A 26,684-nucleotide genomic window follows, 5' to 3' on the forward strand; every position below is an offset into this window, starting at 1 on the left:
ACCGATGGGTATTCAGATCATGAACAGCCTGTTTAACAAGGCTTGGCCGCCTTTAATGAAATACTCAGGACCACACCGTTGACGTTCCGGAATCCATTTGTGCAGTGCCTGTCAGCGTCCGTGCTATATGCCTTTGTGCTGATACCGCAGTTGTCCCAGGCGGCAAACCATCCCGAAGGTTTTGCCAAGGGCGTGACCGGTGGTGGCGAGGCTGCGGCTGTGCACCCCGCCACACCCACTGAACTGAAAAATGCCTTGTGCGCGCGCTTCGACACGCGCGGCAATTGCACCGATGACACGCCACGCGTGATCGCCTTGGACCATACCTTCGATTTTCGCGGTTCGGTTGTTTCCGACGGCAGCGCCCAAGTAACGGAGGCCGGATGCATGGCCAACGCCTGTGCCCATGGCGGTGGGCAATGGGCGATCGACGGCGCCAACCATTTCTGCCAGTCAAAACCGCCGACCACAGTGACCTACGACAAGGCAGGGCTGCAGCGCCTGAAGATTGGCTCGAACAAGACGCTATTGGGAGTAAGTGCCCGTGCCGGTATTCAGGGCATGGGGCTGTTTATCGGGAGCGGCGCACACAATGTCATCGTGCGTAACCTGACCCTGTCGGACATCAACCCCCGTGTGGTCTGGGGCGGTGATGCACTCACCCTGGACGATGCAGATGGCGTGTGGATCGACCATGATACCTTCGCGCGTATCGGCCGGCAGATGATCGTGACCGGTTGGGGTAGCGCGACCCATGTGACGATCTCTAACAACGAGTTCGACGGCCGCACGCCCTACTCGGCGACCTGCGATGGTCACCATTATTGGGTATGGTTGTTTCTAGGCCATCACGACACCCTGACGCTGCTCAGAAACTACGTGCATGACACCTCGGGGCGCGCGCCCCATTCAGGCGGAATGGGCAATGCCGAGATTCGCGCGCAACTGGTCAATAACGTATTTGCCCATCTCACGTACCAGGGCGCGATCATGTCCCGCACCGCCAGCTCCCATCTGCTGGTGGAAGGCAATGACTTCGAAGACGTATCGCACCCGCTGTTCAACGATACCCGACAACCCGGCACGGCATTCGCCCTCTTCGCCCCAATCCCGCAGTCGGCCAACGACACCTGCCAGTCCGCGCTAGGCAGGCCCTGTGTTGCCAACCAGCAACACCTGAGTGGTGATGACTATCGTCCCCAGGATGCTCCTGTGCTGGCGGCGTTCAAGGAATACCGTCAATACCTTATTGCACCGCAGCCAGCCGAAACGGCGCGAATTGAAGTCCCCAACAACGCCGGTGCTGGTCACGTCAATCCGGGGAGCCAGTGATGCGACGCCTCCTGCTGATCATGTTTTGCACACTTGCGGCCCATGCACACGCCGCCGGCTTCGGCTTCACCCGCACCGACTCCCGGATCGTCGTCGACACCGGTGCAAACTTGCTGTTCAGCCTGGACACGCGCAATGGCGATTTGACTTCCATGCGCTATCGCGACAGCGAATTGCAGACCACCGAACCCAAAGCCTCGCAGATTGCTTCAGGCCTTGGCAGCGCACAGGTAGACGTGCACACGGTAGGTGACGTGATTGTGATCAGTGCGCGGGCGGGAGAGTTGATCCACTACTACCTGGCGAAAAAAGGTCGCGCTGCTATCTACATGGCGACCTACGCCCCAGCCTTGCTACCCGTGGGCGAGCTGCGCTTTGTGGCCCGGCTCAACGCCAACAAGCTGCCCAAGGCCGACCGCGGCACCGACTCCAACGTCGGCACAGCGATCGAAGGCAAAGATGTGTTTTTGCTACCCGACGGGCGCACCAGCTCCAAGTTCTATTCGGCACAACCGATGATCGACGACCCACTGCACGCGGTCAAAGGCCCCGGTGTGGCGGTTTACATGCTGATGGGCAGTCGTGAACTCAGCTCTGGAGGTGCGTTTTTCAAAGATATTGCCACCCAGAAAACGCCGACCACCCATGAGCTTTACAACTACATGTTCTCCAATCACACCCAGACCGAGCCCTATCGCGGCGGCTTGCATGGGGTTTACGGGCTGTTATTTACCGACGGTGGCACCCCTGACGCTGCCTTGATCGACGTGGGTTTCGTCAATAACAGCCTGGGCCTTGCCGGGTTCGTGGACAGCGCTGGGCGCGGCGCGGTAGCCGGTCACGTTTGCGGCGTGACCAGCGCACTGCCGGCGGTGGTGGGTTTGAGCAATGCCAACGCCGAATATTGGGCGCGCGCCGATGGCAGAGGGAGATTCCAATTGACGGCGGTACGCCCGGGGCAATATCGGATGACGCTCTATCAGAATGAACTGGAAGTGGCACAGAGCACGGTTGATGTCAAAGCCGGCACCACCACCCAGGCGAGCTTGCAGGCGCAACCGCTTCCAGGCCAGGTGAAATGGCAAATCGGTGTGCCCGATGGCACTCCGGCTGGCTTTCGCAACGCGCACCTGGTGCTATCGGCACATCCCAGCGATTCACGCATGGCGTCATGGGCCCCCGTCACCTACACCGTAGGCACCAGCACTGCTGATGAATTCCCGGCGGTGCAATGGCGCGACGTTAACAGCCCCACGCGCATTCAATTCGTATTGGCCGCCAACGAGCTGAGCGCTTACCGGCTACGCCTGTTTATTTCGCTGGCCCAAGCCGGAGGGCGCCCAGCAGTGAGGGTCAATCAGCACTGGACCGCGCCAGTGCCACCCGCTTCGAAGCAGCCCGACAGCCGTGGCATCACCCGGGGCACTTATCGCGGCAACAACACCGTGTTCGAGGTCAGTGTTCCGGCCACAGCGCTGCAGGTAGGCGTTAACACAGTGGAGATCGGCGTGGCATCAGGTAAAACGGGGAAAGGCTTTCTAAGCCCAGGCATTGTGTTCGATAGCGTGCAGTGGGTGCAGTAATGATCACTGGGACCCGATCGGCCCACTCACCATCGGCAAGCACGCCGAAATGATAGCTAGCGAGTGGCTGACAGGGGCCGGCCTGGTCATTCTAGGTAGCGTAACCGGCTTTGTCGGCACCAATACGGGAGGAAGCGTGTTTTTCACAGTACCGGTCATGATTGGGCTAGGCATTGCACCGCAGTCGGCCGTAGCCACTGCCCGCTTAGCGTCACTGGGCACGATGCTGGCTGGACTACGTCATTTCCACAAGCACGGAAAAATCGATTATGCCGCTGCTTTCCCAGCGGCGCTCCTAGGTCTGCTTGGGGCGCTGGCGGGGGCGAGTCTGCTGATTGAAATCGATCCTCTGCTGCTGCACAAAATAATTGGAGCACTGACGTTATTACTTGTAGCGCTTTCGCTAATCAAAAAGCCGCTTGCCGGAGAGTCACACCCTTCCTGGACAAGGCGACTCGCAGGTTATTTGCTGTTCATCCCAGTAGGCGCAGTTGGGGGTTTATTTGGCGGGCAGGCAAAACTGTCGACGTACATCTACATTATTTTTTTTCGCAAAACGATCAGCGAATCCATTGGCACTCGAAAGGTCGGAGGGTTGGTGCTGTCAATCGGATCGCTGATGGTCTTCGGCATCAACGGCATTATCAACTGGCAATACGGCGGATGCCTATTGGCCGGCACAGTGCTTGGCGCAAACGCCGGGGCACGATTTGCGTTAAGCAAAGGCGATGAATGGATGGAGTGGGTATTCAATATCGTGGTGATTGGCTTGGCGTTGAAGCTGCTTTTTGAGTAATCGATATGGATAGGTGCCGCCAAGCCGAAATTTATCATATCGTGTTGAACCTGCAGCAGGTCCGGTAATTGGATATACTATCGTTGCGCAACCTTGAAGCCGTTACCGACCAGAGATACTGACCGCGAGCAACGATACGGCGCAAAACCAAGTTATGACCCAGCCGTAGATTTCAAAATCAGCCCAAACCCAGACTCATCAATTACTGTTTTGTTGAGCGCCCAAGCGATGTGGCAGCTACCGCAATGACCCTACGTCGTAGACATCTAAAGACATTGCTTGGCCCCCCCTTACTCGCCTAACGCTCACTTAGTCTAAGCTCGGCAATGACGCTACGGACGCTCGACATAGGCGTTAGCGTTGCCGCGAATAATGTAGCCAACTTTCATAATTTAACAATTACAAAGATGACAGCATGACCGACGGACGATCGTTGACTCCTCATGTATCTGCTCCGAAACTGGGTGGCGTTCAGCCTCGCTCCCGGAATCAAGATGGACGGGGCAGCGATGAGCGCGATACCACGAGAACGCCAGGGAGGAAATAATCAAATACGATGAATTGCAGATCGCTCACAACAGAGGGGCTACGCCCGGCCCCTCCTCTCTCCAAACCGAATTAAGACGCTCACAATCGAGTGTATTCTAGTAAATCTTTGATAATCTACCTTCTGGATGGTAGCTTTGTTAAATTCACTGCTCACTCATCCGGTTCGTACCGGGCAAGGAGCAGAGCCATTTGAGAGAGATTCACGATGAGCAAAAAGAAGATAACTTTCCAAAACCCTCAAGGTATGAGCCTGTCTGGTTTGCTCGAGACGCCAGAATCTCCTAAAGCCTATGCATTGTTCGCCCACTGTTTCACGTGCGGTAAAGATATCAAAGCTGCCGCAAGAATTGCTAAAGCGTTAGTCAACAACAATATCGCGGTGCTCAGATTTGATTTCACGGGCCTGGGCAGTAGTGAAGGCGACTTTTCCAATAGCAATTTCTCCTCCAACGTTGCCGACCTAGTAGCGGCTTCGGAATATCTGCGTGAAATGTACCAGGCTCCCTCCATCTTGATTGGCCATAGCTTGGGTGGAGCCGCAGTCATAGCGGCGGCGAAGCACATTCCTGAGGCCAAGGGCGTAGTCACAATCGGTGCACCCGCTGAAGCCGCCCATGTCATGAAGCAGTTCAGAGGTCATGTTGAGGCAATCAGAGACATTGGCGAATACAACGTGATGCTCGCCGGCAGAGAGTTCACGATAAAAAAACAGTTTCTGGATGACATTGAGGCCCAAAAACAGGATGCGAATATCGCTAACCTTCGACGCGCACTGCTTGTTTTTCATTCCCCAATAGACACCACCGTATCCATAGAACAAGCCCAAAAAATTTATCTGGCAGCTAAGCACCCCAAAAGCTTTATTTCGCTCGACTCAGCAGATCACCTCCTTACTAACAGTCAGGATGCAGACTATGTCGCTTCCTGCATTACTGCTTGGAGCTCCAGATACCTCTGACCTAAGTCCACCTCCACCCAACCCAGAACACATTCGATCCCTTAACAGCGCGCTGCCATGTTGGATTACGAGGAAATTGAAAATGACTTACGATTTTGACCTTTATGTGATCGGTGCAGGTTCCGGAGGTGTTCGGGCTGCGCGCTTCTCCGCCGGTTTCGGCGCCAAAGTGGCGGTGGCCGAGAGCCGATATTTAGGTGGTACCTGTGTAAACGTTGGCTGTGTCCCGAAAAAACTGCTGGTTTACGGAGCGCACTTCTGCGACGAATTCGAGCACTCGAAAGGGTTCGGATGGACTCCAGGGGACGCCAAGTTCGAGTGGGCAACACTGATCGCCAACAAGGATCGCGAGATCAATCGACTGAACGGTATCTATCGCGATCTGCTGGTCAACAGCGGCGTGACCTTGCATGAAGGCCACGCCAAGATCGTCGACCCGCATACGGTCGAGATTAATGGTGAGCGTCACACCGCCAGGAACATTTTGATCACTACCGGTGGCTGGCCGCAGACTCCGGAGATTCCGGGTCATGAGCATGCGATCAGTTCCAATCAGGCATTCTTCCTCAAAGAACTGCCAAAGCGTGTTCTGGTGGTGGGTGGTGGTTACATCGCTGTTGAATTCGCCGGTATCTTCCACGGGTTGGGCGCCGAGACCACATTGCTGTATCGCGGCGATTTGTTCCTGCGCGGCTTTGACGGTACGGTGCGCAAACATTTGCAGGAAGAGCTGAGCAAGCGCGGCATGAACCTGCAATTCAATGCCAACATCGAGCGCATCGACAAGCAAGCCGATGGCAGCCTGAAAGCAACCCTCAAGGATGGTCGTCAGCTTGAGGCGGACTGCGTGTTCTACGCTACCGGTCGGCGTCCGATGCTCGACAACCTGGGCTTGGAAAACACTGGCGTCAAACTCGACAAGAAAGGTTTTGTCGAGGTCGATGAACTGTATCAAACCGCTGAACCGTCGATCCTGGCTCTGGGCGATGTGATTGGTCGGGTGCAACTTACACCGGTCGCGCTGGCAGAAGGCATGGCCGTAGCGCGGCGCTTGTTCAAGCCCGAGCAGTATCGCCCTGTGGATTACAAGATGATCCCGACGGCGGTGTTCAGCCAGCCCGACATCGGCACTGTCGGGTTGACCGAAGAAGAGGCGCGAGAGGCCGGGCACGAAGTGGTGATTTTTGAAAGCCGTTTCCGGCCGATGAAATTGTCGCTGACTGAATGCCAGGAGCGCACTTTGATGAAGTTGGTGGTGGACGCCAAGACCGACAAGGTCTTGGGCTGCCACATGGTCGGCCCGGAGGCCGGCGAGATCGTGCAGGGTTTGGCGATTGCGCTGAAGTCGGGCGCGACCAAGCGCGATTTCGACGACACCATCGCCGTGCATCCGACGTCCGCTGAAGAGTTCGTCACCATGCGCACACCGGTCGCGGGTTAACCGCTCTTCGGTTATCTGATGCGTCTAGCCCTGTCGCAACGACAGCAGCTAGACGCACGCTTTCACCATCATCACGAACTTGTTGGCTCCGCCTGTGAAAGTTGCACACGGGCAAACTCAGCCACTGTGTTCAGCGCTTTGGCCGCTGAGCGCAGGTAAAAGGCTTGAAGCTGAAAAACGTGCCATCGTGCTGCGTACACCTCCAGCCAGCAATTCACCCCACTGTTGACTGCGTGTTCGGCCAAACGTATGGAATCGGATAACAGCAGTTCATGGTCGCCAACCTGAACCAGCATCGGAGGCAGTCCTTGCAGATCCACTCGCAATGGACTGGGCGTCGCCTCATCGGAGGCATACCAACCCAATCCCTGCTCAAGCCAACCGCGACGAATCATGGGGTCTTCCTTAAGTCGCGAGATCATTGAGGCGCCGGTCAAGTGCTCGTCGGTTACCGGTGACATCAGCAGCAGCCCAGCGGCAAAAAGCTTGTAACGATCTCGAAGCTTGAGGGCCAAGGCCAATACCAACGCAGCGCCCGCCGAATCGCCTGCGAGAAAAATCCGGTTGGCGGCATAACCTTGAGCGCGCAAGGCTTCATAGCATGCCAGCGCATCTTGCAGTGCTGCTGGACAGGGATGCTCTGGAGCTAATCGGTAATTCGCAACCCATACCGACATCCTGGATGCCTTGGCCAAGCGACTGGTGATGCTCCAGTGCGTGTCCGGGGAGCCGAGGCAAAACGCTCCGCCGTGCAGGTACAAAATGACACCGCCGCTCTCACCTTGCTTGGGAGCAACCACCTGTACGGGAACACCATTGACCTGCTGGCAATAACGGATCACGCCAGTGGTGCCGGGCATCAGCCGGGAAAGTCCCCTGACCACCCTTCTCTGCGCGACGACACCCAATCCCGGCCCGATCAACGACCGAAATGTGGTGCGCAAGAAGCCTCGCAAAAAACGAGTTTTCATCACCTCAAGCCAATCTGGTGATTCCGCTATCGTGGTGCCTCCTTCGAACTGACGGCTAAAGCGGTAGGCGTGCAAAGCCGAGAATCGCGTTAGCCAGCGATAGCTTAGGGTGAAGCCTGGCCAATTTGTGCTGTTGTTGCCGGCTTCATCGACGTACCAGCTCTTGCATCCGTTCCACACCGTGTTGGCCAGGCGGTTCTGGGTCTGTTGGTGGAAACGGTCATACGCGCTTTGATCGATCTCAACTGTGTTCGTCTCCGTTGCATTCAAAGTGCGCAAGCATCGCATGATGTGGGCAATCTGGCTTTCAAGCATATACACGATCGAGTTGTGGCCAAGGTTGGTGTTTGGGCCGTAGAGTATGAAGAAATTGGGGAAGTTCGGAACCGCTAGTCCAAGATAAGCCCGGGTATCGTCGCGCCAAGCCTGATTAAGGTTTATTCCGCCACGCCCGACAATGCGCATCGGAGACAAAAATTCAGTGGCCGCAAACCCGGTACCGTAGACGATCGCATCGACCTCATGCTGTCTGCCGTCAGCGGTTTCAATTCCGTTCTCCGTAATACGGACAATACCATCGGTGACCAATTCCACGTTGGGCCGACTCATGGTCTTGAGGTATTCGCTAGACAGCAAAATGCGTTTGCAGCCGAACGGATAATCAGGAGTAAGTTTCTGCCGTAATACGGGATCAGTCACTTGCTCGGTCAGCAGCTTGCGAAATGGAATACCGACCGCCCATTTCATCAAAGACTTGAACCGGGTAAACGCCAGAGCTCGTGATTCATACCGTAGATATATTGATGCACGGTAAGCCTTCATCAACCAGGGAACATTGCGTAGCAGGGCTTTTTCTCGTTCGGAGTAAGCGCGGTCAGGACGTGGCATCACGTGCGCGGGGGAGCGCTGGAAAACCTTCAAGTGTTCCACCTGTCCGGCAATGGCCGGGACAAACTGGATCGCAGAGGCCCCGGTGCCGACTACCGCTACCCGCTTACCAGCTAACGAGTAGCTGTGATCCCAAGTGGCCGAGTGAAAGATGTGGCCCTTGAAATTATCCATGCCCGCCAATTTTGGAAATGCCGGGCGGCTCAGCTGTCCGGTGCCGCTAATCAGCAACGAAGCACTCAGTACAGTTCCGTCCCTCTGAATGACCTGCCACAGCGAGGTCGCTTCATCGAATTCAGCGGAGGCGACTTCGACGCCAAAACGGATGTATTTAATCAACCCATATTTGTCGGTACAGCGTTGCAGGTAGTTATGAATTTCACCCTGCGGAGCGAACACTCGGCTCCAGCCCGGATTGGGCTCAAACGAAAACGAATATAAGTGCGAAGGTACGTCGCACGCTGCGCCGGGATATGTGTTGTCCCGCCAGACACCGCCTACGTCATGTTTTTTTTCCAGGATGACGAAGTCCTCGACGCCGGCCTTTTGCAACGCAACGGCCATGCCGATGCCAGCGAAGCCGGTTCCAATGATGATCGCGGTCAGAGGCATTGCGGACTGAAGGTCCACATCAAATTCATGCAACGACATAAGGTGCCTCATTCTTGTTATTGGCAATGGTCGAGTCTTCCGGCTCCACGGACAATTTCACCCGTTGAATACCCCGAATAAGATCAGCGGCTTTCTCAGCGATCATGATTGTCGGCGCGTTAGTATTGCCGCCGATGAGGGTTGGCATAATGGAAGCATCGACAATCCGTAAGCCCTGCAACCCATGTACGCGCAGCTTCGAGTCCACCACAGCAAGTGCGTCAACGCCCATCCGGCAGGTACCCACTGGGTGATAAACGCTGTCGGTGCGACGTTGCAGGATGGCGCGGATCTGCTCATCGGTGTCGATTTCTGCGGTATACAGATCTTGAGTGATCCAACTGGCAAGAGCGGGAGCCTGCATCAACTGACGGGTGATTTTGAACGCCGCGACCATGTCTTCAAGATCTTGTGGATCCTGAAGAAAGGCCGGATCAATCAATGGCGCCGTTTGCGGGTCATTACTGGCCAGCGACACCGCACCGCGACTGCGTGGTCGCAGAAGGCAAAAATGGCAGGAAAGTCCATGGCCGAGTCGCAATTTGCGGGCATGATCCTCGACCGGCGCAACGACGAAGTGCAGTTGAATATCCGGTTTGTCCAAAGCCTCGCGAGTTTTAAGAAACGCCCCGCCTTCGGCAAAGTTCGAGGTCAACATACCCCGACGCTCATTTCGAAAACGGACTGCCTCTTTCAGCAGCTTGACACCGCCGCCCATGGAGACGCCCATTGCGTCGAGGCTGGGTGTTTTGTAAACGAAGACAAAATCCGGGTGATCCTGCAGGTTCTGGCCTACCCCTGGAAGATTCAGCAGGACTTTGATGCCGTGGCGTTCCAGTTCTGCCTCCGGCCCCACACCAGAAAGCATCAACAGTTGTGGCGTCTGAAAGGCTCCGGCAGCAAGGATTACTTCCCGATGTGCCCGTAACACGTGAATCTGGCCGCGTTGAAGAACTTCCACACCTACGGCGCGGGTACCTTCGAACAGGATGCGTTGAACCTGTGCCCGGGTTTCCACCGTTAGATTGTTGCGTACACAGATATGAGGAAGAAGATAGGCTCGCGCTGCACTACAACGCTCACCATGCTTTTGCGTCACTTGGTAAATACCTACGCCTTCCTGCTCGACACCGTTGAAATCGTCGTTGAGCGGCAACCCGGTCTGACGGGCCGCGTCCAGGAATCGCTGTTGAAACGGGTTGTCGGAACGCAGATCGCTTACCCACAAAGGCCCGCCTCGACCGTGCCATTCGTTATCGATTCGCTCGTTGTGTTCGCTGAGGCGGAAGTAAGGCAGCACGTCTCTGAACGCCCAGCCGGTATTACCCAACGAAGCCCAATGGTCGTAATCCCATTGATGTCCCCGTACATAAATCATGGCATTGATCGCTGATGAACCGCCCAATGTCTTACCGCGAGGCTGGTAGCCTTTGCGGCCAGCTAGAGATATTTGCGGAACGGTTTCGAACGACCAGTTGTTCACCGAAGTCGGCACCATGGACACCACGGCGGCGGGGATATTTATCAGACTTGATTGACCACCTCCCCCCGCCTCCAGCACACAAACGCTGACGTTCGGATCTTCGGTCAACCTGCTCGCAACCACACACCCACCGGAACCACCACCCACAACGATGTAATCGAAGGTCTTTTTCATTATTGTTTTCTCACGCACAGGGCAGTGCGAGGTCCCAAACGTCTAATCAGAAACGTTTAAAAGCGATTTCTGATTCGCGCCAAGCACCGCGACAGCCTTTATTGTTGTTGAAACGGCTAGCCGAACACGGATGATGTTGACGCCCATCAGGGAAGAGACCAATGCTGGAAAGGGCCAACTGCTTTATTATTTGGGCCAATATTTTGCAATAGGCAAAGAGTCATGAGCTTTCGGGATTTTACGCGCGGCCCCGCCAGCGCCTTGTTACAGCTCGAATTCGGTCGTGAGAAAGGCCTGTCGGTCGCTAAAGTTCTTGCGGGCTCTGGACTGACTCAGGCGCAATTGGGCGATCCGAACGTCGAGTTGACCGCCGACCAGGAGCTACGCGTGATCAGCAATTTGCTGACACTTCTGGGAAATCCATCCGGCTTGGGATTTGAAGTTGGTACACGCTATCACTTCTCCACTTATGGCCTGTTCGGTTACGGCTTGATTAGCAGTGCGACTACAGGTGATGCCTTGGCACTGGCGTTGCGCTTTCTGCCGCTCACCTACGCTTTCACCGTCATTTTGTATGAAGCGCAAGGCAATGACGGCGTGTTGACCTTTCAAGCACCTGGGCTAGCGTCGGACTTGCGTGATTTTGTGCTGGCTCGGGATATGGCTGCAGCAGCAGTGCTCCTGAACGAATTGGCTGGTGAACACTTCGCACTGTCGCGTTTTACCCTCAGAGCTACTGCACCAACGCTACCTAGCATCGATCATCTTTTGGGCACCACTCCGACCTACTCGGCCAGCTGCAATAGCCTATCCTTCAATCGCGCGTTCCTGTCTCACCCCTTGCCCCAGGCCAATACCGTCACGGTAAGCATGTGCGAACAGATGTGCACAAAGTTGATGCAAAACAGAGTCGCCCGCTCGGGCATGACTGCCCTGGTGCAGCATTACCTAACTAGCTCCGAAAACACACCAAGGGATCTTTCCGAAATTGCCCGCCTGACCCATATCAGCACGCGCACCCTGAAGCGCCGACTGAGCGATGAAGGCACCACGTTTCGAACACTGCTGGCAGAAGCCCGCAGCAGCAGCGCCATCGAAATGATCAACGACTCCCGCCTGAGCCTGACCGAGATCGCCGAGCGACTAGGCTTCAGTGATTTATCGAGCTTCTCTCAAGCATTCAAGCGATGGCATGGGGTGGCACCGAGCAATTTCCAAAACTCAAAAAAACAAAAGTGATCACCGGAAAGGATTTTCGGGTTAATGAATCCCTGCTTTGCCAAATACAGCCAATAGAGCTCACGCGCCCTTCATCAGAGTAAGCGACTCGTATCAGCAGCGGGGTCTTGAGGCTGGTTGAAACGATCCTTGAGTTCGACTAGGGACAGAAACTTCCATGTAGTAGAGGCAAAATCGCTCCCTGCAATCCAATTGGATAATACTTTTACTAGCGTCATATTTTTTAGAAAAAAATTCTAAATTCGATGTGTTTTTTGAAAAAGAACAGAAAATTTTCCGTTGGGAAATGCCCTATATTTTATTGAAGCCCATGTGTCGTAGATAGCTTGTAGCTAAGCACCACAATGAGTTTTTAGCCAAGTCGTGGGATGTCAAAACCATAGCAACTATGAGAGGTGATCATGGAACAAATACCATTGTTTATTGGCGGTGTATGGCGTAACACGCATCCCACTGAATCGATCCCTGTAATAAATCCGGCAACAGAAGATCAGATCGGACTCATCGCGAAAGCGAGCTTGGCTGACATTGAAGATGCGGCGATCGCTGCGGAAAAAGGCTTTGCCGCCTGGAAGCAGGTTTCAGCGCTTGAGCGCGCAACGATTATGCACAAAGCGGCAAACCTAATTCGGGAGCGTGCAGAAAATATTGCTCTGATTCTCACGACTGAGCACGGAAAACCTCTGGCCGAGGCTATGGGTGAAGTCGCAGCAACTGCTGACACTATCGATTGGCATGCTGAAGAAGGAAGACGCGCGTATGGGCGTGTTATACCTTCCCGCGCACTAGGGATTCATCAATTTACTCTGATGGAGCCTATCGGGCCTGTAGTGGGTTTTGCCCCATGGAATTTCCCGCTCATTCAAGCGGTGAAAAAGGTCGCTGGTGCACTGGCCGCCGGCTGTTCGATCATCTTAAAAGGCGCCACCGAGGCACCTACGTGTGCTGTCGAGCTTGTGAAAGCATTCGCTGACGCGGGCGTTTCTCCGGGAGCCGTCAACCTACTGTTTGGCGACTCGAGCCAAATTTCTGAGTATTTGATTGCTCATCCCTCCATCCGGAAAGTGACCTTCACCGGGTCAACGCCAGTGGGCAAAAAGCTTGCAAGCCTCGCCGGGCTGCATATGAAGCGATCCACAATGGAGCTGGGTGGCCATGCGCCGGTAATCGTTATGGACGACGCGGACATCGCCACCGCAGTTAAGATTTCTGTCGCCGCTAAATATCGAAATGCGGGCCAGGTTTGTGTCTCCCCAACTCGCTTTCTTGTTCACTATAAAGTGTTCGACGAGTTTGTTTCCCGTTTCGTGGAAGGCGCACGCGCAATCAAGGTAGGCGACGGTCTTGATCCGACGGTAACAATGGGCCCGATGGCTCATTTGGGCCGGCTTAAGGCAACAGAAGAACTCGTGGCAGATGCTGTATCCCATGGAGCAAAGCTGGAGATTGGCGGCAACCGCGTGGGCGACAAGGGTTATTTCTTCGAACCCACCGTTCTCACGAATGTACCGGTGACCGCCCTCGCCATGGTTGATGAACCCTTCGGGCCGATTGCAATAATCAACCCATTCGACGACATCGACGAAGCCATCAAAGAAGCGAACAGACTGCCATATGGTCTTTCTGCATACGCCTATACGCGATCGCTTACCTCGGCCAATAAGCTGTTTAACGGCATCGAGTCTGGCGCCATCTCGATCAACCATCACAGCGTTGCCCTACCCGAGCACCCGTTTGGCGGCGTAAAAGATTCCGGATACGGAACCGAAGGAGGCCCTGGCGCACTGGATGCTTTCATGACCACGAAGTTCGTTTCGCTTGCGAGCGTTCTTTAACGTTCGGCGAACGTGTTTTTTAGTCGCTATCGAGCACGGCTGCATTCAGGAAATAACGTGTCGCTAACTATTGGAACTCATATGCTTACTCCGAACATTATCGAGCGTCTTTTCGGCGCAAACGAAAACTCTCCGCTCGCGATGGCCATTGCTGAGCGGGCAGAAATTATGGCGCTGAGCCAAGCGAGCCATGATGCCGTGATCATTCCCAAAGATCCCGGTGGTCTGTCACATGCAGAACGTGCAGCTCTTGCTGAACGAATCGCTCGGTTGAGCAACTCTGAAGAATTGGCTGATCACTACCATGCTTGTCTTGAGACAGCAGGTGGCGAAGAAGGCCTTTATGTTGCTGCCAATCCTCAGCAGTCCGCGTACGGGGATGAACGCTTTATGGCGATTATCCGATTCACGGATCTGGTCACTCAAAAGCCGCGAGAAGCTACAAAGCAAGATATCGATACCTTAAAGGCCGCTGGGATTTCAGAACCGGACATCGTAAGGCTCACGGAAGTCCTCGCCTTCGTGAACTACCAACTCCGGGTCGTAGCAGGATTCAAAATTGCAGGAGAAATGAAATGAGCCAGGTCGTGCATAATTTCACCGTATCGGTGCCTCACTGGTCGCCGTACATCAAGCCTGTCGAGTTAGAAAGTGCGAGCCAAGAGCAGCTTGATGCGATGAAAGTGACTCCATCGAGCAAAAAGATCTCGGAGTACGTGCTTACTCTCGCCCATGACCCCGAATCGCTAGCGGTGCGATCCCCTTTGTTCAACGCCATTATGTATGGCCGCGCCGGCTTGCCCCCAGCTGAGCGTGAACTTGGGGCGATTGGTTCTTCAATTGTTAATCGATGCGTCTACTGCGCTGCAGTACACGGCGCCCGATACAATCAGCTGACCAAAAGTACAGAGCTGGTCGCAAAAATCTTTGCAGACGAAACCGAAGCACAATTGGATGATCGCTCTCAGGCGTTGTTTGACTTTGCGGTTGAGTTGGCCAAGTCACCCCCAGTGCTGAATACACGGCATGCCGATGCCTTGAAAGAACTCGGCTTTGACACGCTTGGGGTTGTCGACCTCGTGCTGGCCACAGCCATCTTCGGTTGGGCAAACCGCCTGATGCATGTTTTAGGTGAACCCGTAAAAATCTGATCAGACGTTGCATTGAAGTGATATCAAAATAGCGGGCAGCCCCAAACTGCCCGCTTGTCAAAATGAATGAGTTCGATAGCTGCAGCTCCAAACTACGATTTACCCCCCTTCCTTTTCTCTGACTCCCAACCCACCACGCGTATCTCGAAGCGAAATCGACGCTGCCGGCCAGGCCTTGGAATATCCCTATCAGACGTGCTACACAGTTTGTCGTAACACTTCGCTGACCCTGAGCAAACGATTTGCAATACAGCGCATAATTGGGTCTCGTCCCGTTCCAACCAAGCAATGCACTGCGGCTAACGGATATAAAATGACCCGACCTCTCACCGTCAGTGCCACTTGGCTTGTAGGCGTCATCGAGGAACTGACTCGGCAAGGTATCGAGCCTTCCCGTTTGGGCGCTCCCTGGACTCAACAGTGGGAAGATGTGGCGCCTACACGGCAGCTGCAACTCGTGCAAGTGAGGAGGCTTTGGCAGCGCGCGATGCAACTCTCCCAGGACCCGCTACTCGGCTTGAAGGTTGGCGTAGCACTGCCACTGCAATCGATGAACGTCGTAGCACTGGTGTTAATGCACAGTAGCTCCTTACGCCAGGCGCTCGCCCATACGGTCAGGCTGCAGCAATTGGTCAGCAACTCTGGTCGTTTTTTAATTGAACCTGCGTCCAACAATGGTGTTCAGCTGGTTTACCACGTAACACCCAGCCCAGTCGCCATGCATCCGGCCCAGATAGATTCGCTGTTTGCCGCGTACATACGCCTTCTCTATAACTGTATGCCGGCTGATCGTAGGCCATCCAGAATTGAGCTACCTGGTACTGACGCGTGTTTAGCCGACCGCTATCAAGTCTATTTTGAATGTCCGGTCATTCTCGGAGTCGAGCACGCTCGTGTCGTATTTGGCGCTGAACTGCTGGACTCACCCTGGCAGGCTGCTGATCCAACACTGCTTCGCATCGTACTCGGTCGCGCGGAGACGATGCTTAAAACCCAGGGTCGCTCCGACACGCTCGTTGATTACGTGACAGCAGCCATTGCCGCGCAGGGATTTTCGGAAGCGAATTGCGACAGCGTTGCGAGTTCGCTGGATCTCAGCAGGCGTACTCTTCAGCGTCGATTGGCTGAGCGCGGTTCATCCTTCCGCCAATTACTGGAAGCGGTGCGTATGAGCGAAGCATTGGAAGGCCTGGCTGATCCCGATCTGCCGCTTATGATGCTGGCAGAACGGCTGGGCTATGCAGAGCCCAGCGCTTTTTCGCATGCTGTGCGAGGTCATTTCGGTAAAGCACCTAGTGCGCTGCGCCTTGAATTAGTAAGCAGCTTCTCTGCAGGAGGAAAGGCCCTTGCAATCAACAATACTGAGGGTTCTGACCACCAGAGGGCGCCTTGTAAAGCCGATTCGACCCGGTGCGAACTTAAGGTCTAAAGTTCACGAAAAAGGTCACGTTCGAGAACGGCACTCGCCGCGACCAGCCCACTGACCATCGCACCACTGACTCCAGCAGCGGTCACATCCTGTCCACCGAAGAATAGACCTTTAACAGGGCCGTGCGCGCGCATCCAGCGCTGTGCAAAACGAAGCGGCGTTTGTTCATATCCCATGAAATTGCCGTGGCTACGGTTTAGAAAGTGATTGAAGGTCAGAGGTGTAGCCAACTCGGCATGAGCAATGCTTCCGCAGATTTGAGGGTAATGTTTTAAGGCCACAGCCATGAGGTCTTCGCTCAGCCTTGCCGTCATGTCCTCGTACTCTGCACCTCTGTGCTTCCACTTCGTGTCAGTGAAACGCTCGAACACCGACCAATCAGTCAGGCCGCATATATCCATCGTGCTCTGCTTTGGGTGACGGTCAGGCCAACTCGGATCCCGCAGTGATGGGTGGGCGATGAAATGCAGGGGCATGGGCTGTCCCTCTGGATCAGCTTTGTACCGCGCAAGGTTCGCCGGGAGATCATTGCTTGGGTGCACCCACAGATTGGCTGGATGAATATTCAGATCAGCGTTTGCGATGTCGATGCCCAGGTTCAGCACAGCAAAACATTGAGTTGTACCAATGCTCTTAGTTAGCTCGCCCAAGGGCTGAGCCAGTTCAGGATCTGCATGAGCCAGCAGCGGTACAGTCTGAGAAATACCAATCGCGCTGACGACTCTGTCCGCGCGAATCTGGCTTCCGTCAGCGGTTTGCACACCTACCACGCAACCATCACACATCTCGATGCTCACAACCTCAGCCGCCACCAGGCAAGCTCCTCCTGCAGCGCGAACAGTGTCGGCCATTGCTGTGGCTATTCGTTGCGAACCGCCAACGGGGTAGCTAGCACCATCGATGTAATGGCTGAAAACCATGGCATGGATCGCAAAAGAGGCCTCGGCAGGGGAATTGCAGTAGTCGCCGTAGTTCCCACACCAGACTGCCTTAAGGTCAGCGTTGTCGGTCAATTCGTCCAAAACATCCTGCACTGTGCGCTGTGCAAGTGGCATGAATGCAATCTGAGCCTTGGTGAACGCTGCCTCAGACGCTGAACGTGGCAACGCCCGCTCTCCGAAAAAGGATTTCGCCGCCCGGCTTGCCTCACCCACTAACTCCACGTAACGATCGATCGCGCGCGCCTCCTTCGGAAAGTAGTCCTTGAGTCGATCCTTGTAGGCTTGTGCACCGGTCATATGATCGTAGCTATTGGCACCTACGATAATGCGATTGTAGTTTTCGGGCATGGGCGCCCATTCAAGTTGACCACCTGAGACTTTGTCGAAAAGGCGATAGAGGCCACTCGTTTTGCGATGTACCTCGCCCATATAGTGCAGGCCTACGTCCCACTCGAAGCCCTGGCGTTTGAAGGATTGCAAACAACCACCCAACACCGCGTGGCGTTCGAGCACCAAAACGCGCTGTCCTTCGAGCGCCAACAATGCGGCTGTACTTAGGCCGCCTGCGCCAGAACCTATGACAATCGTGTCGAACCTGTTGTCTAGCTCGCCACGAGCCAGCGCGCGCTTAAAACTCAGATCGTAATCACTCATCGTTCGTCCCTTCCCTGCCCTTTCCGGGATTTTTATTGATCACTGCGGCGCAATCGCTACGCAGCCTGGCTGAGTGTGGGTACGTGGGGAATCTGCGTGAATGGCACCACACGCCAAAGATTTGTTTCGACACGACAATTTAAAAGGCGGGAACACCAACTGGCCAAGGTATTGGCATCCCAAATCAAATCTCTGTCGCACGGTAGCAACGACAGCAGAGGACTGGCATCGGAGAATCCCTCCACGGTCTTCCTGTGATTTATTTATAAAAACGAGAGAAAGGGACTGCGATGATGGACAGCAACTTTAGGCATATTCTGGTAGAACCCGAGGCTCACGGTTTTGGAGCTAGGGTTAATGGTATTTCGATTGATAAGCCACTCACGGCAGCTGTACTCGAAGAGGTAAAAGAGGCATGGGCCAGGCATTCGGTAATTTACTTTCCGGATCAGCCGCTCTCCCACACACACCTGGAGGCGTTCACGCTTCAACTTGGTGAGTTCGGAATAGACCCATATATCGTCCCGATGGAGGCCCATCCGCACATACTCGAACTCAGGCGCGAGCCTGATGAAAAAGCGGTCAACTTTGGTGCCCAGTGGCATTCCGACTGGAGCTTCCAGGAACAGCCGCCGGCGGGAACCATCCTGCATTCCAAGATCACTCCGCCCGTGGGTGGCGATACCCTGTTTGCCGACGGCTATCGTGCCTACGATGACCTTTCCGAGACGATGAAGGGCTTACTGAGTCGTCTCGTCGCGATACATTCTGCGAGCATGCCCTATGGCAAAAATGGTCTCTTCGCAAAAGAAACAGAAACGCGCTCGATGAAGATCGTAATCAGTGAAGACGCCGACAAAACCTGGCCACACCCGCTGGTGCGTGTACATCCGGTAACAGGTCGAAATTCTTTATACATAAGCCCTGTCTACACGCAGGGTATTCAGGGTTTGACTCATGGTGAATCAACGGCGCTACTGAGTTATTTGTATCAACACATGGTGCAGGACAAATTTATCTACCGCCATCGGTGGGCGCCGAACATGCTCACCCTTTGGGACAACCGCTGTACGCTTCACAATGCAGAGGGTGGCTACGACGGCCACCTACGCCTCATGCATCGAACAACCCTCTCCGGCGAACGCCCTGTTGGTGTTGCCGCCGTTTAATCAATAAACCAGGGAAATACACCCAATGATTGATGTAAGCATTCTGTACCCGAATGAAGCTGGTGCAACCTTCGACTTCGATTACTATCGTGACCAACATATGACGATGATTCAGCAGAAAATGGCCGGGGCCTGCAGTCACTTCACTGTTGAAAAAGGCCTACAAGGCCCAGTACCGGGAAGCGATCCGACCTACCTTGCGATAGGCCATCTCTTCTTCGAATCGCTCGACGCATTCACCGCAGCATTCGGGCCGCATGCCAAGGCCATCGGGGCAGACATCGCCAATTACACCAACCTCAAGCCCCTCATTCAGATCAGCGATGTGTTAGTAGGCTGATCACCAAGAAACTGATTGGCGCGAACCGCAAGGCACCTGGTTTTCAAGAACCAAGTACCGATTTATTTAAAGCTTGCATAAGAACCGTCAGCTTATTAATAATCAATTATGAGTAAAGACTGACTAATGACCTCGTACATTTTCACAGAGGTTGATCAGTGAAACATCTGAAGCTCCTCCATCGAGAAATAAATTCAAATATTTCTCATAAGGCCCTATGTCAATTTTGGCTTCTTTAAGCCAGTCAGCATCGTAATACGTAGAGGCATAACGATCTCCCGAGTCGCAAATTACCGAGACTATCGACCCTGTCTGCTTCTGTGAGCGCATTTGCTCCGCGATACAACAAACGCCAAAAAAATTCGTTCCCGTAGAACCACCAACACGACGCGATAGCCGCTCTGAAAGCACGTGCATGGCAGCAAGTGAAGCTGCATCTGGAATCTTTATCATGTGATCGATGACATCAGGGATGAACGAAGGCTCCACCCTAGGCCGACCAATACCTTCAATCCGAGAGGGAGTAGCACAAGTGCTCGCCTTATCCCCAGTATCGTAGGATTCGTAGAAAGCAGAATGTTCAACATCAACCACACAAAGTCGAGTATTCAGATGCTTATACTTGATATACCTTCCGATTGTAGCTGACGTTCCTCCAGTGCCGGCACTCATAACCACCCAAGCTGGTTCAGGGTCTTTCTCCATCGCCATTTGTGAAAATATACTTTCGGCGATGTTATTGTTGCCACGCCAGTCCGTAGCGCGTTCTGCATTTGTAAACTGGTCCAAATAATGCCCCCCCGTTTCACGAGCAAGTTGCTCGGCCACCGTATAGATAGCCCCAGGATTGTCAACAAAGTGACATGTTCCCCCTAATCGATTGATTGCATCGATTTTCTGGCAACTGGTGGAACGCTGCATGACTGCAGTAAAGGGCAGATTTAGAAGCTTAGCGAAATACGCCTCACTGACAGCTGTTGAGCCAGAAGATGCCTCGACTAACAAAGTACCGTTCTTTATCCAGCCATTGCAGATGCCATACAGGAAAAGCGATCGTGCCAAGCGGTGCTTCAAACTGCCTGTAGGGTGAGTAGACTCATCCTTCAGATAAATCGATATCCCAGGCAGCCCGTTAAAGTCTAAAGGAATCAGATGTGTATCGGCAGAGCGATTGGCATCCCCCTGCAACACGCCGATCGCCCAGCGAGTCCACTCTTTATCCTGATTACCGAGATTAAGATTCATAAATATCCTGTATTTGGCTACTGATTCAACATTCAGTCCAGCGCGACAATGGCATCTACTGCAACGAGGGCGCCTTTTGGTAGTGCGGAAACCTCGAATGTGGCGCGAGCAGGGAACGGAGAAGAGAAATAGGTAGCATATACGTCATTCAACTTCGCAAAATCACTTAAATCCGTGACCATTATTGTTGTTTTGATAGTCTTTGAAATACCTGTACCCGCTGCTTCAGCAATCGCCGAGATATTGTTGAGGCACTGTTTCATTTGAAGCAAGGCATCGTCCGCCACCAACTCTCCTTTGGCCGGGTCAATGCCTAGCTGCCCCGAAACAAATAGATATTCGCCATGGCAGACTGCTTGGGAATAAGGGCCAACGGCAGCAGGGGCTAAAAAAGTTGAAATATTTCGCATAAAAGGATCCCTACCCATTATTAATGGATATTAACAATTTATAATTTTATGTCAGCAAAGGTATCGATTACCGATACCTTTCATGGGCCAAGTAAAGATAAGTAATTCAATCAGCGAACATTTTTCTTGTTTGAATTGAATTACTGAACGGAACAACGCCTACCATCTCAAGCTCTGCATAATCGGTGAATTTATTATAGATCTCTTCAGCATCCTCAAGATAAAGCGATTTGGTGATACCACGTACCGCACGAGGAACCGAGTATCTAAACCCGCTGATAGCCGAACCGGAAAGCCCCATACTTACAAGGGCGCTATAGGTAAAGTTGAATATATTCTTAATATAGGGGGCTTCCCCAGGCTTTTTTTCGACAAACTCAAAATTCTCACCCAGGTAGGGATGGCTGGATATTTGAGCATCTTCCTCCCCATGGGCAGGACTATATTTGTCTCGCCATAGCGCTATGTCATTGGAAATACTTGAAAGCTCTGCGCGTAGTGAAAAATCGTTCACAAACCCAACAGCAACTATCAAGTAGTCGACCTTGAGCTTGTCTCCAGATGCAAGGGTGACCTCAACTTGTTCTTTTCCGTCATCAATGACGAGTTTCACCCCTTCCCAGGCCGCATTGGTACGAACGCTCGCACCTTCTAAACCTGACAATCGATTGTAGGCGTCCTGCGGAGCTGGAATGTTGTACCTGAACATATGCCGCATGTATTTCCACTTCAGGGAATTATCCATATCAGCGTAATGATTAAGAAACCCTGCTTTTGCCATCCAGACCTGAGGATTAATACGCTGGATATCCTTGCGACGAATACAAACAGTCGCTTCTAACGCTCCCGCCTCAAGCGCGGTCGAAGCGTTATCGAATGCAGATGCGCCTGCACCGAGAACAGCAATCTTCTTCCCTACAAGCTTGGAAAAATCAATATGCTCTCCTGAAGAAGCATATCGATCTCTGGGCAATGCCGATGAGATGAATTTGGGTACATGCCACGCCCCACTGCCATCAACGCCCGTCGCAACAACCACTCTGCGAGCATAAACAACATCGCGAGACGATATTTCCCCTCGACCGTCGAATCTGTTCAGCTCTAGTCGAAAGAGTTTATCTTCTGGAATGACGTTGGAGACACCAGTAAGATTCTCGACTGGAATCTTCAGCGTATCGCGACACCATGTAAGATACTCTTGCCAATCGCCTTTCGGAATCTTGATCAGCTCTTCCCAGGCCTCTTCACCGTATTTGGCTGTGTACCAGGCTTGAGGTGCAAGACTGGTTAAGGACGCATCAATACCTGGCAAATGCTTTACGGTACGCAAAGTGCGCATCCGCGCCGTATTGTTCCATGGGCCTTCCAGTCCCTTGGGCTGCTGATCAAAAACAACGATGTTATCAACTCGTTCGCGCAAGAGACCTGCCGCGACTGCCAACCCGCCTTGGCCGCCCCCGATGATAGCAACGTCGTAGACATGGTTACCGCTAGGGTGCGCCTTAGGCAGTACCCAAGGGTCATGAGGAAAGCGTAGGACGTGGAGATCTGCCTGTACCCTGGACGCCAATTCATCTAGAGCACTATATTCTGTTGATTTAACACTCATTTTTCTTCACCTATCTACAGAGATCCGAAATATAGGTCATCTCGTCGCAAACAGCCCAGAGGCCACTCATATTGCCATTTCGCTAATTGGGCTCGATAAAGTCAGTGTATTCTTCCTTCATCAGAAGCTGCTTCCAATCTTCACCGCTAAAACCAAGCAAAAATGAATAAACTTCTAAAAAATCAAAACCCTTGGAATTATTTTTCCAAGGCTAGCAAAAATGCGAACGAAGACCTCCAATAGCAATGCAAAACCCGCATTTTTTTTCGTTTTTATTACGTAAAAAGTAACGTATTGCGATAGAAGCGAATTCCAGCGTCATATGCTTCTAACGCGATCTCACGCATTGGATATTTCGTAGAATTTCTAAGTGGCAACGGAGTTATTACATCATCGCCAAGTGCGATGCTAGCTAGCATTTTTCCGAAATAAGCATTTGGCGCAATGCCCCGTCCGTTACATCCGATGGTCGCAAAGATGCCCGGGCGCGGTTCAACGAGATGCGGCAATCTGTCGACCGTTTGGCCGAGCGTGCCTGACCACCGATAGCCCCATTTGAATGTAGGCGCGAACGGGTAGACAAACTTCATTGCGCGATTTACCCAGTTATCCCCTTCCGAATGAATGGGAAGGAACCCAATCGATCCAACATGAAGACGCCCAACCGGGTCATATCTGAACCACAGCGGTATCTTATGGGTGTCCCACATGGCTATGTAGTGAGGCAAAATTCGCTCTCTCCACTCAGGAGGTAACGGGTCTGCTGTGGCGATACCAAAAGCACCAAGAGGCATTATTTCCTCTTTGAAACCTGGTACCAGATCATTGCTGTATGCGTTGGTTGAGAGAATGACTTTGTCGGCTTTTATTGTCGTAGTGCCGGTGGTAGCAACCCATCCGGTACCTGAAGGTTCCAGGGATGTCACTTTAGACCCGGTAGAAATTCTAAGACCTCTGGCGACTGCGGCTCGCGCTAACCCGCGCACGTAGGCAAGCGGTTGAAGCGTAAATCCGCGATGATCGATCAGTGCAGCTTTATATCGGGTTGATCCGTTCATCTCTTCGAGTTCAGAGCCATAGACCATCTGAACATTCGCTCCCAAGGCTTGCCAATCCGAAGCTTGGGTTTCAAGTTCTCGTGTTTTCTGAGGAGACGTTGAACAGCGGATGATAGGCCTTTCGTCAGCGGCACAGTCAATACCGTAATCGCGTATCAGTTGACGGACTACGTCAGGCGCGCTGCCCAACTCCTTCAAAAAGAGCTGACCGTAATCCGGGCCCAAAGCGCGGAGGATTTGTTCGGGGGATAGAAACTGGCCAGGGTTCACTTGCCCAGCATTACGACCGCTTGCACCCGAGCCAATTTCCTGTGCTTCGACCAATATAGTTTTCGCACCGCGCTCAGCACAGTGAAGCCCAGCGGTCACACCATTGAATCCGCCGCCAATGATCAAAACATCGCAGGACTCTTGCTGCGCAAGAATCACACTTTCCGGTCTTTCCCCACCCGTCGCAGACCACATTGAATGGTCGATTCCAGATTCTTGTCCGCTAATGAAAGGTCTATCGCCATTAAACATAGTCATCCTACTTCGCTACGAGCGTTTAATTTATTAACTGTTTTCAATCGCTACAAAGGGTTGGTTTTTTGCTTAACTAAATAGCCATGGTATGCAAAATTTTCCGTTCCAACGCCGTGACGGCACGAGTAATAGGGAACGCAATCACAAAATAAATTACAGCAGCGGCGGTCAAGAGCTCCACCGGATGGCCCGTTCGGTTAGATATATTTTGACTAACAAACATCAAGTCAGCCATGCCCACAGCGGAGACGAGAGCGCTCTCTTTAAACAAGCTGGTGCAGTTGGAAAGAAGCGTGGGAGCCGCCCTGAGTAGCGCCTGCGGTAGAAGAACGTACAAAGTATGAACACGGTAAGTGAGCCCTAAAGCGACCCCCGCATCATGCTGTTCTTTACTGACGAAACTGAACGATGCACGGAACGTCTCACTCGTAATCGCCGCCATATACAACGTAAGCGCGATTATTCCGCAAGTCAGATTCGATAGCTCCATACCCAAGACCAGAGGCAAGCAGAAAAACATCCAAAACAACTGAATGAGCACTGGAGTACCGCGAAACAGCGCTACATAGACAGTGCTGACCCCATAGATAATCTTATTTTTTGAGCTCCTTGCAATCGCCACCAAAAAACCTAAAGCACACCCCAACACAACGCAGATCGCTGTGAGCTTTAGAGTTAAGAAAAGGCCAAAAAGCAACGCAGCCTTGTAATCGAAGATTACTGAAAAATCTAGTTCCATGGCCGCGTCCTCATGAGTTTTCCGCTTTACGGCGTCGCTCTATGTATTCTACGAGCTGTGATACAGGGAACGATATTGCAAAATATATAAGAGCAATAACGGTAAACACCTCGATAGGTCGATAAGTGTCGGTGGCCAGTATTTTCCCCATATACATAAGGTCTTGCAAAGCGACTATCGCAACCAGCGCAGTTTGTTGGAATGCACCAATGCCGTTTGCAACCAATACTGGTAGCGCCGAGCGGAATGCTTGTGGGAGCACCACATACACCGTTCGTTGAAACGGAGAAAGTCCCAGAGCAACAGTTGCATCGTACTGATTGCTTTGAACTCCCTGGATGGCGGCCCTGTACGCTTCCGCGTTGAATGCAGCAAGGTTGAGTCCAATCGCCAAAATACCCATCGTCATTGCATCGATGTAAACATCGAAGATGATTGGTATGCAGTAGAAAAACCATACGATCTGGACAAGCGCAGGGGTACAGCGGAAAAATTCGATGAACAAGGTAAAAGGCCAACGGAGTATCGGATTTGGGCTCATAACCAATAGTGCAATGATGAAACCCAGAGTCAATCCGATGATATTCGCTGCGACAGTGAGTTCCAGGGTTACGACTAACCCTTTGAGCAGCGGCCAGAGACCGTTCGCGATGAAGAACAAATCAAATTGATAGTTCACGTCCGACTCCTACCGTCTCGCCAATATGAAAGACTCGCTGTATGAACTCTCTCGTTCGAGCTTCCTTCGGCCTACCGAGTACCTGCTCGGGAGGCCCATCTTCGACTACAACGCCGCCAGCGCAGAAAATCACACGCGAAGCGATGTTTTTGGCGAAGTGCATATCGTGAGTCACTATCACCATGGGCATGGATTGTTCAGCCAAATGCATGATGACTTGCTCGACTTCAGCCACCAGTTCGGGATCGAGAGCAGAAGTCACTTCATCAAACAACATTAGTTTTGGATCGAGCATCAAGGCTCTAGCGATGGCGACGCGTTGCTTCTGCCCGCCGGAAAGATGGGCAGGATAAGCTTTTTCCTTTGCCTCCAACCCGAATCTCGTCAACAATCCGCGTGCTCGTAGTTCTGCTGATTGCTTAGACTCACCTCTCACTTTGACCGGTGCGAGTGTCAAATTCTGAAGAATATTGAGATGTGGGAACAATGTGTAATGCTGGAAAACCATACCAATGTTACGACGAATCTCCTTATCAATTACCGTCCTTCCATACTTATCAGTCGTAATATAATTTTTACCTTGAAACAGTAATTGGCCTTTATCAATATCCTCTAGGCCCATCAACACTCGTAGCAACGTACTTTTTCCACCACCACTCGGCCCAATCACGACGACACGATCACCAGGACACATGCTAATATCCAAGCCTTGCAGCACAGGCTTTACGCCGCCAGCATAGCTCTTGTGCAGCCCCTTCATTTCCACGAGATAGTTTGCATTTGTCATTAACTTCTACTCCAAGTTCAGACAACCTCTAACACCTACCAAGACAAA

The 26,684-nt window shown here is 52.8% G+C and carries 22 protein-coding genes; 12 read left to right on the top strand and 10 right to left on the bottom strand.

All coding sequences use genetic code 11. The features are described 5' to 3' along the window. The first annotated feature begins 78 nt into the window (after positions 1 to 78). From BLV67_RS05455 to gorA, 5 genes are all read left to right on the top strand, one after another. Entirely contained in the window at positions 79 to 1,332 is a 1,254-nt protein-coding gene (locus BLV67_RS05455; RefSeq protein WP_083269406.1) for a pectate lyase family protein, read from the top strand. Beyond that, positions 1,332 to 2,915 carry a rhamnogalacturonan lyase B N-terminal domain-containing protein gene (locus BLV67_RS05460; protein WP_069787639.1) on the top strand — a complete coding sequence of 528 codons (1,584 nt, stop codon included), beginning with the start codon at positions 1,332 to 1,334 and terminating at the stop codon, positions 2,913 to 2,915. Before BLV67_RS05455 ends, BLV67_RS05460 begins: the two co-directional genes overlap by 1 nt. 49 nt (positions 2,916 to 2,964) lie before the next feature. Continuing rightward, a complete protein-coding gene (locus tag BLV67_RS05465; RefSeq protein WP_069787640.1) occupies positions 2,965 to 3,711 on the top strand; it encodes a sulfite exporter TauE/SafE family protein in 747 nt (248 codons plus the stop codon). Between the two features lie 754 nt (positions 3,712 to 4,465). Then, positions 4,466 to 5,218 carry an alpha/beta hydrolase family protein gene (locus BLV67_RS05470; protein WP_069787641.1) on the top strand — a complete coding sequence of 251 codons (753 nt, stop codon included), beginning with the start codon at positions 4,466 to 4,468 and terminating at the stop codon, positions 5,216 to 5,218. 82 nt (positions 5,219 to 5,300) lie between these two features. Further along, positions 5,301 to 6,659 carry a glutathione-disulfide reductase gene (gene gorA, locus BLV67_RS05475; protein ID WP_069787642.1) on the top strand — a complete coding sequence of 453 codons (1,359 nt, stop codon included), beginning with the start codon at positions 5,301 to 5,303 and terminating at the stop codon, positions 6,657 to 6,659. Positions 6,660 to 6,730: 71 nt separating this feature from the next. Here gorA and BLV67_RS05480 read toward each other — a convergent pair whose 3' ends face one another. Beyond that, complete coding sequence (locus BLV67_RS05480) at positions 6,731 to 9,169, bottom strand: flavin-containing monooxygenase (protein WP_069787643.1); 2,439 nt, start codon at positions 9,167 to 9,169, stop codon at positions 6,731 to 6,733. Continuing rightward, positions 9,156 to 10,826 (bottom strand): GMC family oxidoreductase, encoded by a 1,671-nt coding sequence (locus tag BLV67_RS05485; protein WP_069787644.1) that lies wholly within the window; start codon positions 10,824 to 10,826, stop codon positions 9,156 to 9,158. Before BLV67_RS05485 ends, BLV67_RS05480 begins: the two co-directional genes overlap by 14 nt. Positions 10,827 to 11,048: 222 nt before the next feature. Between BLV67_RS05485 and BLV67_RS05490 the strand changes: the two genes are divergently transcribed. The 5 genes from BLV67_RS05490 (at position 11,049) to BLV67_RS05510 (ending at position 16,480) form a co-directional block, all read left to right on the top strand. Further along, positions 11,049 to 12,065, top strand: coding sequence for an AraC family transcriptional regulator (locus BLV67_RS05490; protein ID WP_069787645.1), 1,017 nt, complete (start codon positions 11,049 to 11,051; stop codon positions 12,063 to 12,065). Positions 12,066 to 12,466: 401 nt separating this feature from the next. After that, positions 12,467 to 13,900: an NAD-dependent succinate-semialdehyde dehydrogenase gene (locus tag BLV67_RS05495; RefSeq protein ID WP_069787646.1), complete on the top strand. Its 1,434-nt coding sequence runs from the start codon at positions 12,467 to 12,469 to the stop codon at positions 13,898 to 13,900. A gap of 81 nt (positions 13,901 to 13,981) precedes the next feature. After that, positions 13,982 to 14,479 carry a CMD domain-containing protein gene (locus tag BLV67_RS05500; protein WP_069787647.1) on the top strand — a complete coding sequence of 166 codons (498 nt, stop codon included), beginning with the start codon at positions 13,982 to 13,984 and terminating at the stop codon, positions 14,477 to 14,479. Beyond that, positions 14,476 to 15,051 carry a peroxidase-related enzyme gene (locus tag BLV67_RS05505; protein ID WP_069787648.1) on the top strand — a complete coding sequence of 192 codons (576 nt, stop codon included), beginning with the start codon at positions 14,476 to 14,478 and terminating at the stop codon, positions 15,049 to 15,051. Before BLV67_RS05500 ends, BLV67_RS05505 begins: the two co-directional genes overlap by 4 nt. Positions 15,052 to 15,364: 313 nt before the next feature. Then, entirely contained in the window at positions 15,365 to 16,480 is a 1,116-nt protein-coding gene (locus tag BLV67_RS05510; RefSeq protein WP_069787649.1) for an AraC family transcriptional regulator, read from the top strand. On the opposite strand, the gene BLV67_RS05515 is transcribed toward BLV67_RS05510, so the two are convergent. Then, positions 16,477 to 18,075, bottom strand: coding sequence for a phytoene desaturase family protein (locus tag BLV67_RS05515; protein ID WP_069787650.1), 1,599 nt, complete (start codon positions 18,073 to 18,075; stop codon positions 16,477 to 16,479). The genes BLV67_RS05510 and BLV67_RS05515 overlap by 4 nt on opposite strands. Before the next feature lie 293 nt (positions 18,076 to 18,368). Here BLV67_RS05515 and BLV67_RS05520 point away from each other — a divergent pair, with 293 nt between their 5' ends. Then, on the top strand, positions 18,369 to 19,244 hold the full coding sequence (locus BLV67_RS05520) for a TauD/TfdA dioxygenase family protein (protein WP_236215956.1): 876 nt from the start codon (positions 18,369 to 18,371) through the stop codon (positions 19,242 to 19,244). A 25-nt stretch (positions 19,245 to 19,269) separates the two neighbouring features. Next, positions 19,270 to 19,584, top strand: a complete 315-nt coding sequence (locus BLV67_RS05525; protein ID WP_069787652.1) for an EthD family reductase — start codon at positions 19,270 to 19,272, stop codon at positions 19,582 to 19,584. A 123-nt stretch (positions 19,585 to 19,707) separates the two neighbouring features. On the opposite strand, the gene BLV67_RS05530 is transcribed toward BLV67_RS05525, so the two are convergent. The 7 genes from BLV67_RS05530 to BLV67_RS05560 all read right to left on the bottom strand — a co-directional run bounded on the left by BLV67_RS05530 (position 19,708) and on the right by BLV67_RS05560 (position 26,636). Beyond that, complete coding sequence (locus tag BLV67_RS05530; RefSeq protein WP_074854417.1) at positions 19,708 to 20,829, bottom strand: PLP-dependent cysteine synthase family protein; 1,122 nt, start codon at positions 20,827 to 20,829, stop codon at positions 19,708 to 19,710. A gap of 32 nt (positions 20,830 to 20,861) precedes the next feature. Continuing rightward, positions 20,862 to 21,239, bottom strand: coding sequence for a Rid family detoxifying hydrolase (locus tag BLV67_RS05535; RefSeq protein WP_069787653.1), 378 nt, complete (start codon positions 21,237 to 21,239; stop codon positions 20,862 to 20,864). Positions 21,240 to 21,345: 106 nt separating this feature from the next. Continuing rightward, positions 21,346 to 22,848 carry an FAD-dependent oxidoreductase gene (locus tag BLV67_RS05540; protein ID WP_069787654.1) on the bottom strand — a complete coding sequence of 501 codons (1,503 nt, stop codon included), beginning with the start codon at positions 22,846 to 22,848 and terminating at the stop codon, positions 21,346 to 21,348. A gap of 275 nt (positions 22,849 to 23,123) precedes the next feature. Next, entirely contained in the window at positions 23,124 to 24,434 is a 1,311-nt protein-coding gene (locus BLV67_RS05545) for an NAD(P)/FAD-dependent oxidoreductase (RefSeq protein ID WP_236215958.1), read from the bottom strand. A 70-nt stretch (positions 24,435 to 24,504) separates the two neighbouring features. Beyond that, the gene (locus BLV67_RS05550; protein ID WP_069787656.1) at positions 24,505 to 25,170 is read right to left on the bottom strand and encodes an amino acid ABC transporter permease; all 666 of its coding nucleotides are present in this window, start codon (positions 25,168 to 25,170) and stop codon (positions 24,505 to 24,507) included. Positions 25,171 to 25,180: 10 nt separating this feature from the next. Beyond that, a complete protein-coding gene (locus BLV67_RS05555; protein ID WP_069787657.1) occupies positions 25,181 to 25,849 on the bottom strand; it encodes an amino acid ABC transporter permease in 669 nt (222 codons plus the stop codon). Then, positions 25,833 to 26,636: an amino acid ABC transporter ATP-binding protein gene (locus BLV67_RS05560; RefSeq protein ID WP_069787658.1), complete on the bottom strand. Its 804-nt coding sequence runs from the start codon at positions 26,634 to 26,636 to the stop codon at positions 25,833 to 25,835. Before BLV67_RS05560 ends, BLV67_RS05555 begins: the two co-directional genes overlap by 17 nt. Positions 26,637 to 26,684 lie beyond the last annotated feature (48 nt).

Source organism: Pseudomonas salomonii (assembly GCF_900107155.1).
Classification (GTDB): domain Bacteria; phylum Pseudomonadota; class Gammaproteobacteria; order Pseudomonadales; family Pseudomonadaceae; genus Aquipseudomonas; species Aquipseudomonas salomonii.

Excerpts from the sequence above, each read along its gene's own strand:
- BLV67_RS05460 (WP_069787639.1), top strand. The coding sequence starts at position 1,332 with ATGCGACGCCTCCTGCTGATCATGTTTTGCACACTTGCGGCCCATGCA.
- BLV67_RS05465 (WP_069787640.1), top strand. The coding sequence starts at position 2,965 with ATGATAGCTAGCGAGTGGCTGACAGGGGCCGGCCTGGTCATTCTAGGT.
- BLV67_RS05470 (WP_069787641.1), top strand. The coding sequence starts at position 4,466 with ATGAGCAAAAAGAAGATAACTTTCCAAAACCCTCAAGGTATGAGCCTG.
- gorA (WP_069787642.1), top strand. The coding sequence starts at position 5,301 with ATGACTTACGATTTTGACCTTTATGTGATCGGTGCAGGTTCCGGAGGT.
- BLV67_RS05480 (WP_069787643.1), bottom strand. The coding sequence starts at position 9,169 with ATGTCGTTGCATGAATTTGATGTGGACCTTCAGTCCGCAATGCCTCTG.
- BLV67_RS05485 (WP_069787644.1), bottom strand. The coding sequence starts at position 10,826 with ATGAAAAAGACCTTCGATTACATCGTTGTGGGTGGTGGTTCCGGTGGG.
- BLV67_RS05490 (WP_069787645.1), top strand. The coding sequence starts at position 11,049 with ATGAGCTTTCGGGATTTTACGCGCGGCCCCGCCAGCGCCTTGTTACAG.
- BLV67_RS05495 (WP_069787646.1), top strand. The coding sequence starts at position 12,467 with ATGGAACAAATACCATTGTTTATTGGCGGTGTATGGCGTAACACGCAT.
- BLV67_RS05500 (WP_069787647.1), top strand. The coding sequence starts at position 13,982 with ATGCTTACTCCGAACATTATCGAGCGTCTTTTCGGCGCAAACGAAAAC.
- BLV67_RS05505 (WP_069787648.1), top strand. The coding sequence starts at position 14,476 with ATGAGCCAGGTCGTGCATAATTTCACCGTATCGGTGCCTCACTGGTCG.
- BLV67_RS05510 (WP_069787649.1), top strand. The coding sequence starts at position 15,365 with ATGACCCGACCTCTCACCGTCAGTGCCACTTGGCTTGTAGGCGTCATC.
- BLV67_RS05515 (WP_069787650.1), bottom strand. The coding sequence starts at position 18,075 with ATGAGTGATTACGATCTGAGTTTTAAGCGCGCGCTGGCTCGTGGCGAG.
- BLV67_RS05520 (WP_236215956.1), top strand. The coding sequence starts at position 18,369 with ATGGACAGCAACTTTAGGCATATTCTGGTAGAACCCGAGGCTCACGGT.
- BLV67_RS05525 (WP_069787652.1), top strand. The coding sequence starts at position 19,270 with ATGATTGATGTAAGCATTCTGTACCCGAATGAAGCTGGTGCAACCTTC.
- BLV67_RS05530 (WP_074854417.1), bottom strand. The coding sequence starts at position 20,829 with ATGAATCTTAATCTCGGTAATCAGGATAAAGAGTGGACTCGCTGGGCG.
- BLV67_RS05535 (WP_069787653.1), bottom strand. The coding sequence starts at position 21,239 with ATGCGAAATATTTCAACTTTTTTAGCCCCTGCTGCCGTTGGCCCTTAT.
- BLV67_RS05540 (WP_069787654.1), bottom strand. The coding sequence starts at position 22,848 with ATGAGTGTTAAATCAACAGAATATAGTGCTCTAGATGAATTGGCGTCC.
- BLV67_RS05545 (WP_236215958.1), bottom strand. The coding sequence starts at position 24,434 with ATGACTATGTTTAATGGCGATAGACCTTTCATTAGCGGACAAGAATCT.
- BLV67_RS05550 (WP_069787656.1), bottom strand. The coding sequence starts at position 25,170 with ATGGAACTAGATTTTTCAGTAATCTTCGATTACAAGGCTGCGTTGCTT.
- BLV67_RS05560 (WP_069787658.1), bottom strand. The coding sequence starts at position 26,636 with ATGACAAATGCAAACTATCTCGTGGAAATGAAGGGGCTGCACAAGAGC.